The sequence below is a fragment of the Pelistega ratti genome (assembly GCF_009833965.1).
Taxonomy (GTDB): Bacteria; Pseudomonadota; Gammaproteobacteria; order Burkholderiales; family Burkholderiaceae_B; genus Taylorella; species Taylorella ratti.
Map to the genome: position 1 here is coordinate 1,045,773 of NZ_CP047165.1, position 14,335 is coordinate 1,060,107.

Below are 14,335 nucleotides of genomic sequence, written 5' to 3' on the forward strand. Positions count from 1 at the left end.
TTATTTCCCCTTGAATTAACCGTATATTCTGTCATTATGTTTCATATTCATACACCACATGGAGAATTTAACTATACAATTAAACGTATAAAACGACACCGTTTGAGCTTACGAATTGGTTTTGAAGGTATTCGTATTATCGCCTCACCTAGCATTTCTCTCGCCAATATTGAAACCTTTATTCTTCAACATAGTCAATGGTTAGCTGAAAAACAAAAACAATTTGATCAAAAACGCCCTAATCCTATTAATCGTTGGGAAATCAATCAGCATATTCACTATCTTGGTAAACAGGTACTCATTAAACCACATTTTTCCAATACAACCCCCTTATTTTTGGGACAAGCAGAAGCACCAGAACATGGGGATATACTCTTAGTTGATAATATTAGCTATACCCATATTACCGATGCCATTGCCCAACAATGCACATATTGGTTAAAACAACAGGCCCTACACTGGTTTAAAAAGCGTATGATATGGTTTGAACAACAAACAGGACGACAAGCCAAAGGACTAAGACTCAGCAAAGCAACAAGAAGCTGGGGACAGTGTAATTCAAAGGGAATTATTGGGTTAAACTGGCGATTAATTCATTTACCCCCTAAACAAATTGATTATGTGATTGCGCATGAACTAGCCCACCTCAAGCATATGAACCACAGTAAAGCCTTTTGGCAAGAAGTAGCTGATATTATGCCTGACTACCTAGCTCATAAAGCAGCCATTAAACAGCAATCTATTATTTTTCTCACTTAAAATCGAAGGAATATCACCATGCAATTTTTACATACGATGCTTCGTGTTGGTAATTTAGAACGCTCTATTGATTTTTATACCAATGTACTCGGTATGAAAGTATTACGAACCTCTTCTAATCCAGAATATCAATATGATTTAGCCTTTTTAGGTTATGCCGCTAACCCAGAGCAAGCAGAACTAGAGCTTACTTATAATTATGGAGTAAGCAACTATGATTTAGGAACAGCTTATGGACATATTGCCATTGGTGTACCAGATGCTTATGCTGCCTGTGAAGCCGTTAAAAAAGCAGGGGGTAAAGTAACACGTGAAGCAGGCCCTGTTAAGGGAGGGACTACTGTTATTGCCTTTGTAGAAGATCCTGATGGCTATAAGATTGAATTTATTGAACGTAAGGATATGAATGCTTCAGGTGTTGGATTACGATAAAAGAATAGTTATCTATTAACCCTCCTCTCATACCCAAAATTCTGATTTCTGATAAAGGGTCTATAGTATTTTTATCTATATAATCAATAGAAATACAATGCTATAACCCTTTAAACTTAATGTATTACAGCTTTACCTCATACAGTAACCATTTTTTCATTAATTGCAAAACATCTTCTGTAAAATAATGATAGACTTCCGCTTGCAGTTCTGGTGAATATTGTAAATACTGACTACGATAAATATAGCCATAGTTAATGGCCCTAATACGTTCTAAATTAATCAACATTATTTTTTCTTCATCATTAAACCCTTCAACCTCTTGTTGACGTTGTTCATAAAGCTTTATAAACCATTTATCCAGTAAAAATAAATTCATAAATTTTGTCGTATCATTTTTTATGGTTGTTAGGCTATTTGATCTTAAACGATAATGATAAAATACACGTCCCATTTCAATAACGGTAACCTTAGGTAAAGAGAGTATTTCTGTTATAAAAAGAGTATCTTCACCAATCGCCAATGCTTCATTAAACCAAAGATTATTTTTGCGTAAAAAGTCCGTTCTAAAAAAACCGAAACAACAACTAGGATACCAATCTCTTTTCAACATATCGTTTAGATGTCGATAACCACTCATGACTTCATATTGATTAGGTTCGAGGCTAGAAGACTCAAAAGGTCGAGTACTTTGCTCTCTACCTGAACCATCTTCATAACTATGCTCTACTGTGCCTTTTAACACATCAACTTGATGTTCATCCGCAATATCAACTATTTTATCGAAGTAAGTTTCAACCATCCAATCATCAGGATCAACAAAATAGATATAACGCCCTTTTGCCAATTTTAATCCTGCATTACGAGCAGCAGAAACACCACTATTTCGTTGGTTAATAATGGTAATAAAGGGATAACGTAAAAAATATTGCTCTGCAATGGCTAAACTACAATCTGTTGAACCATCGTTAATAATGATAATTTCTTTACTAACAGATTGTGAGACAAGACTATCTAAACACTGAGCAAGATAGGAAGCAACATTATAAACAGGAATAACAAAACTAATACTTATTTGCTCTGCAGATAACATTATATTTCCTCTTAGTTTTATATTCCCATGAAAACGGCATGATGATTTTGTATCCTATGTTTTATATCCAGTAAAAATCAAATATAACCAAAAACATATATAAAATAAACTTTTGGAGAGGAAAGATTTACCTAGATAAAACTATTAATACATAATATTTAACTTATTGAAAAATATTGAAACAACTTAAATTATATAGTCCTTATTAAAAATGTCAATACAATTAGTCGTAACCCTAACATTTTAGAAACTCAAACATTTTATTTATGTTATACAAACAACTACTCTTATCGACGGAGTGAATTCATTTCACTATTGATAGGATATTGCAATAAAATAGAAAGGGCTGTATTAGATTAGCCCTAAATAGAATTATTTAAGATGAAAAGTCTATAATTATATTTATAGATAAAGACTAAATTCTGATAGAAAGATAGGTCTATGGCAGACAAAAGTCAGCTATTTTAATAAAATCGCCTACACTAAGCTCTTCAGCCCTAGCCGTTTCAGGGATTCCTAAACCTTGCCAGTCAATACCCCATTCTTTGAGACTACCTCGCAACATTTTACGTCTTTGCATAAATGCCTGTGCCACGATACGCGCAAAAAGAGCCTCATCTTTCGGTTTAGGTCGCTCTTCACCTAAAGGGATCATACGGACAACAGCAGACATCACTTTTGGAGGTGGGGTAAAACATTCTGGCGGAACATCCATTAAAGCATGCATCTTATACCGTGCTTGAAGCATTACCGAAAGTCGCCCATAATCTGCCTCACCCGGTCGAGCAACCATACGGTCAATCACCTCTTTTTGAAGCATAAAATGCTGATCCTTTACTTTATCAGCTGCATTCATCAAATGAAAAAGCAAAGGACTTGAAATATTGTAGGGGAGATTGCCAACAATTCTTACCCCTTGATCAAACTGGTTAAAATCAACCGTTAAAGCATCAGCCTCTATCACGGTTAGACGCGTAGGACTATACTGGTGACGCAGACGATGCGCCAAATCCCGATCAATTTCTACTACCGTTAAATGCTTTACTTGCTCTAAAAGTGGTGCAGTCAGTGCCGATAAACCAGGTCCAATTTCAACAATATTATCATCTAGACTCGGCGATACTGCTCTTACAATGGCAGCAGGAATACTTTCATCCGTTAAAAAGTGTTGTCCAAAGCGTTTTCTTGCCTTATGTGCTGCCATATGAGTTATTACCTATAATTAACGAACGGTTTTTTCACCCGTTAAACGATTTTCAATATAAGACTGTGAACGAATTTTCTCTGCCCAGTCTTGAAGCACATTTGCCGCTTGCTCTTGATATAAAGTATCTCTTGCTAACTCACGGCGAATAGCAGGTTGCTTATCTTCTGTACGGCGCTCTAAGACTTCAATAATATGCCAACCAAACTGGCTACGCACGGGCATACTCACCTGCCCTTCTGGTAACTGATCAACCGCCGCTTGGAAAGAAGGATCTGCTTGCCCCGGTGCAATCCAGCCAATATCCCCACCTAAAGATGCTGACGCATCTTGTGAATACTTACTCGCGACATCAGCAAAAGATTCACCTGATTGTAAATGCTGAGCAATTTCATCAATTTTGGCTTTGGCTTGTGCATCGGAGAAGACAGGTGTTATACGAACAAGAATATGGCGAACATGCGATTCTGTCACATTAACTGGCCCTGCTTGCTTAGCCGCTTTTTCACGAATAGACAAAGGGGATGGAGGCGGATCAGGTAAACGTACATTAACAACCTTACGTTGCTCATTAATGATACCGCGGCGTTCTACCACTTTAAGAATATGAAAACCATTGGCAGCTTGGAAGACATTTGTCACACCACCATCTCTTACTTTTCGTGTGACTTTCATAAAGAGATCTGGCCAATCTTCATTAAGACGAATACCTAAATCACCACCGTTTTTCCCTTCTGCTGCATCCGAATATTCTTTAGCAACACTCGCAAAACTCTGTCCTTTACGAATTTTTGCTAATGCTTCATTGGCACGCTGACGCGCAGCAGCGACAACTTCTTCACTCGCACCATCTGGCACACGGATAAAAATATGTTGGAAAGCAACGGCTTTAGGATCAAAAGACCGTTCAACAACTTCTCGTTGCTCATAACGTGGTTGCTGAACCTGTGTTTTATGCTCTGGATATAAACCTGTGGGATTCTTAATTAAGAAAGCATCAACATCACGCTCTGTCACATTCACGTTAGAATGCACAATACTATTACGAAGCTCTTCCATTTTAAGTTGGTTACGAATAGTTTCAACATAGTTATCCCAATTCACCCCATTTTGTCGAGCCATGGTATGAAGATCTTCTAAGCTCATATGGTTTTCTTGTGCAATATCCATTAAGACCTGTTGTACCTGCGCATTTGGAATTCTGATACCTACTTGATCGGCATAAGTATTCATTACTCTTTCATCAATCAGCATTGATAGGGCTTGCTCTGCTGACACAGTTTGACCTGATACCCTTAAAGCAGCGATTCGTTCATTGACTTCGCGCTGTGTAATCACACTTGTATCAACAATAGCAGCAATACCATCGGCAAACTGACCTTGTTGTTTAACTGCTGGCTTACTCGCTTTCTGTGCATACGCATTAGGCAAAGCAAGCATTAAGCTAGGTAATGTTGCTAAAGCAATCTGTAACCATAATTTTGATTTTTGCATTATCTACTCATACCTTTCAAAAGGAGATTGATCTGTCTCTGGATCTTTAACATTCTGATACCCCGGAATACTTGTACGAAGTGTTTCCATCGGATCAGAGCCGACAGGACCCAGCCCTGTTAATTCTAACTGAAAATAGAGTGCTGTATTTGTTTTTTCTTGCGATACGGCATATCGTTGGAACACAACACGAGACGTCCAACAGCAACGCCCCTTATATTCTAAACCAATAATGGATTGTGTTGAGCGATTTTCTTTAAGAGAATAATCATGACGTCCCACCATATATAGTCGCTGACTTAAAGGCCATTGCCCTGCTACACTCACATTATTTTTGCCTTTGACTTGATAAGGATAAACACTATTATTTGTTTCATTAATAAAAGGATCACGCTGATAGCGATAGGTTAAGGATAAAGAAGTTAATCTCTTAGGAAACCAACGAATAGTGGCATAGGTTTGTGCAATCTTTTTACCGTAGGTATCAACTTGTACTCCTGCCTCTGTTGTAAAGGTATCTGTTAATAATACCTTACCATTCGCTAAGAACTCTGAACGACTTTGTTCACTCATTCGCTCACTAGGTAAGCTAACCTCAGACTGTTTAATATAAAAACGCTGAGCCACCTGTAATGCCATTCGTTCACGACCTGATTCCTCATCATACCAACGAGAAGTTAAACCAGCAGTCAGGGCATGAATATCATTAATTCTATCCCATCCACCCATATAGCGGTTTTCAGAGAATGCTGTTCCAAAGTTAAATTCCCCTAGGGTTGTATCATAAATAGGAATATCACTTTGATCCCGATAAGGAATATAGACATAATATAAACGTGGTTCTAATGTTTGAACACGTGGTTTACCAAATAAGGTAGTTTCTCGTTCAAATGTCATACCACTATCAACCGAAAAAATTGGTAATACACGAGAAAGGCTTTTATATTGCGTCCCTGCTTGGCTTGGAAAGTGAAACCAATCCGTACGATAATGCGAAGCATGTAAACCCACTTTAGGGGTCACATACCAGCCACTACGAATAATCGGATAGCTAATTTGTGTATAAGAGACCAAGCGGTCGCCATCCCAACGTTGGCGACCATCACCCCCTACAATCGTACCATTAGCCCTTACCCGAGAACGGTGAATAGGGTAACGAAAACGTGTCCATGTATTTTGTGTACTAACATCAAAACCATTCCAATCATAACGAATACCACGAATCATTAGCTCTGGCTCACGTTCATATTGGTAGTAATAGCGATAATCTCTAGGGTCATTACTCGTTAAATCATGTAAGGACTGGTATTTTTTCCACATTAAATAACCCGACCAATACTTATATCCACTAAATGTTAAACTTGCCGATTTTGCCAAATACGTTTCATCTGCCTGATTCAAAGCAATCGTGGTAAAGTCTCGATAATAGTCATTATCTGATACACCATGTATATCAATATTTAAACCAATATTCCAACCGAGCAAACGACCTAAACGCTGACGATGTTGCCAATCTAAAGACCAACGTTTGTCATCATGTTTGCGGTCTTTAGGCATATAGTTACCCGCTACAATCCCTTGATAACTCGGCATAATATAACGGAACTCAGCCCCTAGCATAGCACCTCGCTTGCTATACCACTGTGGTGTCAAGGTTAAATCATAGTTGGGCACAAGATTCACAAAATAAGGAAGTGAAAGACCAAAACCACTACGAGAAGTCGAAGAGAACGTTGGCATCAACCACCCTGTCTTTTTCTCTCGTTTAATCGGGAACGTAAAATAAGGCGACCATAATACGGGAACACCGCCAATATACAAAGCACCGTTCTCTGCAATACCTTCATTTTCATCATTGTAGAGATCGACCTTATTGGCACTGATATACCACGCTTTTTTATCACAATTGCAAGCAGAGTAAATCGCCTCTTTTAACTGCATATGATTATCATCAATCAGTTCTGCTGAACTTGCCTGACCACTTCCCCCATTTGTTAAACGATAAACAGGGGAAGATAAGAGACCTGTTTTTTGATCAACATTGTATTTAAGACGAGGACCTGTAATAAGAGAACCATCTCTAAAAAGTCGAGTATTCCCCTCTGCCTGTACTTCACCCGTCAATCGGTCATACGTAATAGAATCCCCTTTGAGAATGAGATCTGCTCGCCTAATTTGTGCTTTACCAGATAGTTTGATACGATTATTATCATTCGTTACATCAATATCACTACTATCAGTAAAAGTCATTACATCATTTTTATCGGTATTTTCTAGTGTTAATAAGGTACTTTCTTGTAACCGAGGCAAATCACGAGAGTCTAAACCTTGCGTTTCTCCCGTATTTGACTGCGCATTGACTACCGGCATTAATAATAAAAATGTCAGACCAACGATCTTTTGCACAACAGAATCCAATAAATAATGATTAAAAACAAATAAATTTATTTTTTAACGCAGACAAAATAGCTTTTCACGTCTAAAATAATACTTTTAATATCGCATTATAAAATAGTTTTATGTCTATCCATACTGACGCTCGCATTGATTTATTAAAAAACTGGTTACTCACGTTACAAACACAATATACTTTTGATTTAGAAACACTACGCCCAGCATCGAGTGATGCCAGTTTTAGACGTTATTTTCGTATTAATACCCCCTCACAGTCCCTTATTATTATGGATGCCCCTCCCTCACATGAGGATTGCCGTCCATTTATTCAGATTGACCAAAAATTACAAGACGTAGGTGTTAATGTTCCTCATATCTTTGAGCAAAACCTCAAAGATGGATTCCTTATTCTTAATGATTTAGGTGATCAAACCTATTATCAACGTTTACAATCCCCTATTGAAGACAAGGAATTACAATCCCTTTATCGAGATGCTATCGCAGCAATAGTTCAGATGCAAAAAGCCGATACCAGCGGTTTACCCCTTTATGACAAAGCACGTTTAACCGATGAGTTAGCTCTATTTCCCGAATGGTATATTAAGCAATATCACCAAACTGAATTGAGTGATAAAGAGGCAGAGCAGCTTCATCAGCTTTTTACGCTATTAGTTGAACACAATGATAAACAAGCCAAAGTATTTGTTCATCGTGACTATCATTCACCTAACCTTATGATCGATAAAGAAAGAACAAATCCCGGTGTTATTGATTTTCAAGATGCTGTTTTAGGTGCTATTTCTTATGATATTGTGTCTCTCGTTATGGATGCTCGTACAACATGGGAAGAACCGCAGCAATTAGATTGGGCAATTCGCTATTGGGAAATGGCACGTCAGGTGCAACTACCCGTACCAGCTGATTTTGCTGATTTTCATGTGGATTATGAATTTATGGGGTTACAGCGTAATCTTCGTATTCTTGGTGTTTTTGCTCGTCTTGCTATTCGTGATAACAAAAAGCACTACCTTAACCATATCCCTCGTGTTAATGCGTATGTACGACAAGTGGCAAATCGTTATCAGGTATTTAAACCATTATTACGCTTACTAGATCGACTCGATAATATTGATGAAAAAGTAGGCTATACCTTCTAATAAATACGATATGAAAGCAATGATTTTAGCCGCAGGACGTGGCGAAAGAATGCGTCCTTTAACTGACCATTTACCCAAGCCTTTATTATCAGTAGGTGGTAAGCCACTGATTGTTTGGCATATTGAACGCCTTGCTAAAGCAGGATTTTACGATATTGTGATTAACCATGCATGGCTTGGACACAAGTTTGAAGAAATACTCGGCAATGGCAGTCATTTAAACGTTAATATCCACTATTCGCCAGAAGATACTGGCGGATTTGAAACAGCTGGGGGTATTGCTACCGCATTACCCTTATTGGGATCCGCCCCCTTTCTTGTTATCAATGGTGATGTCTGGTGTGATTGGGATCCTATTGAAGCCTTAGCAAAGGCACAACAACTACAGCAGCAACAAGCAAAAGCATGGTTATTAATGGTCGATAATCCACTTCACCACCCATTAGGTGATTTTCATTTACAAAACAATGGTAAACTAGCGCAAGCTAGCGGTTCAACAACACTCACCTTTGCGGGGATAGGTGTTTATGATCCCTCCTTATTTTCTGCATTGCCACCCAGAACAGTTGCTAAATTAGCACCCTTACTGCGTCAAGCTATGCAAGAACAACAAGTACTTGGCACGCATTACAAAGGGCAATGGACTGATGTTGGGACACCTAGTCGATTACAAGAACTAGATGCTCAGCTTCATTAATTCAAATTTAAAGGTTTATACATGTTTGGTTCATCAAAAAAACAAGTTCTCTTTAATCCTTCTAACTATCACTCTCGCCGCAGTCGTCGTATGCCGAGATGGTTAATGACATTTTTAGCTGGTATCATTATTGGAAGTGGTGGCTTTTGGTTCTTACAAACTAATTATGTTCCTCAACGTATTAGTATCGAAGAATCTAACCGTTTACAGCACAGCATTAGTGAGCTTGAACAAGAGAAAAATACCCTTCAACGTCAATTAGTAGAAACACAATCTGCCTTAACAGAAAGTAGGAGTAAGATCCAACAACTACAAGCGACTACCTCTTCACGTCCTGTTCCCACTGTAGCAGAGATAGCGCCCATACAAAATACACAAGACAACACTCCGCTAGATTTATCTAAATTGACGATTAATGTTCAATCGGCTAACTTTACAGGTAGTCGTGGTAAATTAAACTATGATTTAACCTTAAACAAATCAATGCTTCAAGCACCTGATGTATCTGTACAAATTGCCATAACCACAACAGGTCAATACATCAATAAAAATAAAGGATTTGAACAATTTCCTGCTATTTCTGCCGTGATTGGAGAATCCTCTCGTTTGCAAGGTAGTTTTACCTTTGATAAGAAACCTACCCTAACGCCTCAAGCCGTGGACATTAGAATTATTGATGCCAAAACCCGTAAAGTCTTAGCCACACAATCTTTCTCTGTAGCACCTGTTGAGGTAGAGGCCGTCACACAGACAACAGGAAATTAATTTCAAATGATTTCCTAATAAACGTTACAAAGTAATAGTTTGGTATGATGAGTTACCTAAAAATTTAATAGGATAGCAACATGATGACAACCAATAAACCACTGACCAAGATTATGGTCGTCGATGATGATCCTGATTTACGTCAATTACTTGCACAATACCTTAACCGCCACGGTTACGATACATTATTGGTCGATGATTGCAATGATCTCTTCCAACGTATCACTAAATTTAGCCCAGATCTTATCGTGCTAGACCGTATGCTACCCAGTGGTGATGGGGTAGAAGCGTGCCGTAATTTACGCGCTCACAATGAAGATATTCCAATTATTCTTCTAACAGGGCGTGATGAAACCGCAGATCGTATTATTGGTTTAGAGTCTGGTGCTGATGATTATATTGGTAAACCTTTTGATCCTCGTGAATTATTAGCACGCATTGAAACCGTTCTTCGCCGTAAAAAAGGGCCTTCTTCTCTCATCAAAGAAGTACCTATTAACTTTGGGCCTTTTACCTTTGATCCAGCAAAACGTCAGCTCCTCAAAGGAGATACCGTGGTCAAGCTAACAGGTGGTGAAATTAACTTACTTGAAGCCTTTGTTAAAAATCCTAGCAAACCCTTATCCCGTGAGCGTTTACTCGCATTAGCGCGTGACGATGATGAAGGAGAACGTAATGACCGAGCCATTGATATTGCTATTCTCAGATTACGTAGAGCGCTAGAAGATGACCCTAAAGACCCTCGTTGGATTCAAACGGTTTGGGGGATTGGATACCGTTTTTCCCCTAATGCTTAGGTCTTATACTCTACTAGAAAGTCCTCTCTTCTGAGGACTTTTCGCATTTATATAATATGTAGTATGACAAAAATGAAATTTTCTCCTTTTAAATCATTTTTCCCTCTTAGTATCCGTAGTCAAATTATTTTGATGATACTGGGTACAATTATTCTTGTACAAAGTGCTGCTCTTTATGCAGGTACTTATTTTAAGGAAAAATTCTTAGAAGATATTGTTTCTAAGCATCTTACCACCAGTATCCAGATTATCCGCTCTGCAGTCGCCCTACTTCCACCTGAGGAACGAGCAACATTTATTCGACACTCCTCAAGAGGGAAATGGTCATTATGGACAAGAGAATTACCGCAAGCCTTTAGTAATAATCGCTCTCAGCCACATCGTCTCTCTAAACGAAATAATTTGAGTAATCATTTTTTTAGTGATGATCATCTACCATCTGATAGACCACAAGCACCCTCTATCTTACAGCAGTTATTTCCTAACTTAAAAGAAAATACACAACCTAAAACACAACGACAAGCACTTCTTCGATTTACCGAAAATGAGCCTACCCCTCTTTTATTTAGTCCTGTTATGCGTCAGGATCTTAAAAAATTCATTGACAAAATCAATGCTAATTTAGATGATGGTACGCGTGTAGGGCTATCTATTCGGGATAATATTCCCTTGATGTACCTCTCTTTACAACCCGAATATAATCCTTTTAAAGATACTCTTATTAAAGAGTGGTTAGTGATTCCCTTAGACGATATTGAACCGGTAGAAGGCGGTATCTTCTTACTAGCATGGCTAATTATGACCGGCTTACTCATTCTTTGTGCCGTTTACTTTAGCTGGCGAATTACCACCCCATTAATGCGATTAAGTCAATCTGCTGACCAACTTGCCAAAGGAATTCACGTTAAAGTTGTTCCTGCTGGTCCTTATGAAACCAAAAAGCTTGGTGAACGATTTAATGCAATGCTCAACTCACTAGAACAAGCTAAAACCGTTCAACAAACCTTACTAGCAGGCTTACCCCATGACCTCAAAGGCCCACTAGCAAGAATGCGTTTACGCTTAGAAATGACAGATGATGAATTTCTTAAACAAGGAATGAGTAATGATGTTCAAGAAATGCAAAATATTATTGAACAATTTATCTCTTATGTGCGTGGTTCTGACCCTGCACGATATAATTTTATTCCTTTAGATATAAACAAATGGTTAGACGAACGTATTAACGCATGGCAACAAGCGGGAACAGATATTTCCCTCAAAGCCTTACCAAAAGAAACGCTTCATATTTCTGGCGATACTTTATCACTAGGACGTATGATTGATAATATTATTGGTAATGCCTTAAAACATGGTAAACCACCTATTGATGTTTATCTCTACAAAAAAGATAAGCAGGTATTACTCTCTATCTGTGATCATGGCCCGGGTATTCCAGAAGATCGCCGAGAAGAAGCATTGCGTGCATTTTCTCGCTTAGACTCAGCACGAACCAAAACAGGTAGTGTCGGCTTAGGATTAGCATTAGTAGAAACCATTGTACATGCCCATAAAGGAACATTATCATTGGATTCACATAAACCATGTGGTTTAAAAATCAACATTCTACTACCACTGATAGCATAACGATAAAAAGGGATAGTCTATTGGGACTATCCCCTTATTTTTTTAGCTAGTAAAGCAATTTAAACACACCCTAAATCCTATTACAGGACAGATATTCTGTACTATAATGTAGAATTATGCTTATTTTTTTACTATAGTTGATTAATATGTCAATCCATCATTCTGAAACACCTGTTTCTAATTTTTTACGCACTATTATTGAAAATGATTTAAGTGCTGATCGCTTTGAAGGTAAACGTTGGGCTGGTGTTCCCGGCCCTGCTGCTGTTCAAGAAAAAGGGGCAAAAGACCCTGCTCGTATTCGTACACGCTTTCCCCCTGAACCCAATGGATATTTACATATTGGTCATGCCAAAAGCATCATTATTAATTTTGGTCTAGCTCGTGATTATGGTGGGTTATGTCATTTACGTTTTGATGACACCAATCCTGAAAAAGAAGATCAAGAATATGTTGATACCATTCAAGATTCTGTTAAGTGGTTAGGATTTGATTGGGAAAACAAAGATAAAAACTACTGTAATCTTTACTTTGCCAGTGATTATTTTGAGTATATGTATGAGTTTGCCATCGCCTTAATCAAAAATGGTGATGCGTATATTGACCAACAAAGTCCAGAAGAAATGCGTCAAACTCGTGGCACACTCACAGAGCCGGGAATAGATTCTCCTTGGCGAAATCGTCCTATTGAAGAATCACTCACCCTCTTTCAAGAGATGCGTGAGGGAAAACATCCTAATGGTAGCATGGCATTACGAGCAAAAATCAATATGCAGTCACCCAATATCAATATGCGTGACCCTGTGATTTATCGTATTCGCCATGCCGCACATCATCGTACAGGCGACAAATGGTCTATCTATCCTATGTACACCTATGCTCACCCTATTGAAGATGCACTTGAAGGGATTACACATAGTTTCTGTACATTAGAGTTTGAAGATCAACGCCCTTTTTATGATTGGTTATTAGCAAAACTATCTGAGTTAGGATTATTACGTCATCCATTACCTCATCAATATGAATTTTCACGTCTCAATATTAAGCATATTGTGACAAGTAAACGTAAACTTCTCCAACTCGTGAATGAAGGCTTTGTAAACGGTTGGGACGATCCACGTATGCCAACCATTGTTGGGTTACGTCGTCGTGGTTATACACCAGCCTCTTTACGCTTATTTGTTGAACGATTAGGGGTATCTAAGTCAGATTCTCATATTGATTACAGCGTACTTGAACAAGCCTTACGCGATGATTTAGACCCTATCGCACCACGTGCAGTAGCTGTGCTTGATCCTATCAAATTAGTCATTACTAATTTACCAGAAGATTACGAAGAGGCTTGCTTTGCCCCTATTAATCCCCATCAACCCGAGGCAGGTCGCCGTGAATTCCCTCTCACACGAGAATTATGGATTGAGCGAGACGATTTCCGCGAAGATCCACCTAAAAAATATTTCCGCCTCTTCCCCGGTAACACCGTTCGTCTAAAATATGCTTATGTGGTTCGTTGCACAGGTTTTGTGAAAAATGAGCAAGGCGAGGTAACCGAGGTACACGTAGAGTATATTCCTGATACTAAGAGCGGTACACCCGGGTCGGACAGTATTAAAGTTAAGGGCAATATCACATGGGTCAGCACAAAATATGCAGTACCTGCCACTGTTAATCTATACGATAGATTATTTACGGATCCAGCACCTGATAGTGGAGATAAGAATTTCCTTGATTACCTTAACCCCAACTCACTGACACAAGTACAAGCATGGTTAGAGCCGGGAATTGACACAACGGCTGGTCATCAATGGCAATTTGAACGCTTGGGCTACTTTATTGCAGATCCTGACTCTACAAAAGAAAAACCAATTATCAACCGTAGCGTAACCTTACGCGATTCTTGGGTATAACGTGAATCTA

General features: G+C 38.5%; 12 protein-coding genes. 8 read left to right on the top strand and 4 right to left on the bottom strand.

Translation table 11 applies throughout. From position 1 onward, the window contains the following. Positions 1 to 36: 36 nt before the first annotated feature. Together F9B76_RS04495 and gloA are read left to right on the top strand one after the other, a co-directional pair. The gene (locus F9B76_RS04495) at positions 37 to 759 is read left to right on the top strand and encodes a M48 family metallopeptidase (RefSeq protein WP_159991033.1); all 723 of its coding nucleotides are present in this window, start codon (positions 37 to 39) and stop codon (positions 757 to 759) included. Between the two features lie 18 nt (positions 760 to 777). Next, positions 778 to 1,191, top strand: coding sequence for a lactoylglutathione lyase (gene gloA, locus F9B76_RS04500; protein WP_159991034.1), 414 nt, complete (start codon positions 778 to 780; stop codon positions 1,189 to 1,191). Between the two features lie 124 nt (positions 1,192 to 1,315). Here gloA and F9B76_RS04505 read toward each other — a convergent pair whose 3' ends face one another. The 4 genes from F9B76_RS04505 to F9B76_RS04520 all read right to left on the bottom strand — a co-directional run bounded on the left by F9B76_RS04505 (position 1,316) and on the right by F9B76_RS04520 (position 7,388). Continuing rightward, on the bottom strand, positions 1,316 to 2,284 hold the full coding sequence (locus F9B76_RS04505; RefSeq protein WP_159991035.1) for a glycosyltransferase: 969 nt from the start codon (positions 2,282 to 2,284) through the stop codon (positions 1,316 to 1,318). Positions 2,285 to 2,723: 439 nt separating this feature from the next. After that, complete coding sequence (gene rsmA, locus F9B76_RS04510; RefSeq protein WP_159991036.1) at positions 2,724 to 3,488, bottom strand: 16S rRNA (adenine(1518)-N(6)/adenine(1519)-N(6))-dimethyltransferase RsmA; 765 nt, start codon at positions 3,486 to 3,488, stop codon at positions 2,724 to 2,726. Between the two features lie 18 nt (positions 3,489 to 3,506). After that, a complete protein-coding gene (locus F9B76_RS04515) occupies positions 3,507 to 4,982 on the bottom strand; it encodes a peptidylprolyl isomerase (RefSeq protein WP_159991037.1) in 1,476 nt (491 codons plus the stop codon). A gap of 3 nt (positions 4,983 to 4,985) precedes the next feature. After that, positions 4,986 to 7,388, bottom strand: coding sequence for an LPS-assembly protein LptD (locus F9B76_RS04520; protein ID WP_243140681.1), 2,403 nt, complete (start codon positions 7,386 to 7,388; stop codon positions 4,986 to 4,988). Between the two features lie 113 nt (positions 7,389 to 7,501). Between F9B76_RS04520 and F9B76_RS04525 the strand changes: the two genes are divergently transcribed. The 6 genes from F9B76_RS04525 (at position 7,502) to F9B76_RS04550 (ending at position 14,325) form a co-directional block, all read left to right on the top strand. After that, on the top strand, positions 7,502 to 8,533 hold the full coding sequence (locus tag F9B76_RS04525; RefSeq protein ID WP_159991038.1) for an aminoglycoside phosphotransferase family protein: 1,032 nt from the start codon (positions 7,502 to 7,504) through the stop codon (positions 8,531 to 8,533). Between the two features lie 10 nt (positions 8,534 to 8,543). Then, complete coding sequence (murU, locus tag F9B76_RS04530; RefSeq protein WP_159991039.1) at positions 8,544 to 9,230, top strand: N-acetylmuramate alpha-1-phosphate uridylyltransferase MurU; 687 nt, start codon at positions 8,544 to 8,546, stop codon at positions 9,228 to 9,230. A 21-nt stretch (positions 9,231 to 9,251) separates the two neighbouring features. Continuing rightward, positions 9,252 to 9,995 carry a hypothetical protein gene (locus F9B76_RS04535; RefSeq protein ID WP_159991040.1) on the top strand — a complete coding sequence of 248 codons (744 nt, stop codon included), beginning with the start codon at positions 9,252 to 9,254 and terminating at the stop codon, positions 9,993 to 9,995. 83 nt (positions 9,996 to 10,078) lie between these two features. Then, positions 10,079 to 10,792, top strand: a complete 714-nt coding sequence (locus F9B76_RS04540) for a response regulator (RefSeq protein ID WP_159992102.1) — start codon at positions 10,079 to 10,081, stop codon at positions 10,790 to 10,792. Positions 10,793 to 10,864: 72 nt separating this feature from the next. Continuing rightward, a complete protein-coding gene (locus F9B76_RS04545) occupies positions 10,865 to 12,418 on the top strand; it encodes an ATP-binding protein (RefSeq protein WP_159991041.1) in 1,554 nt (517 codons plus the stop codon). Positions 12,419 to 12,570: 152 nt separating this feature from the next. Continuing rightward, a complete protein-coding gene (locus F9B76_RS04550; protein WP_201289376.1) occupies positions 12,571 to 14,325 on the top strand; it encodes a glutamine--tRNA ligase/YqeY domain fusion protein in 1,755 nt (584 codons plus the stop codon). The last annotated feature ends 10 nt before the right edge of the window (positions 14,326 to 14,335 follow it).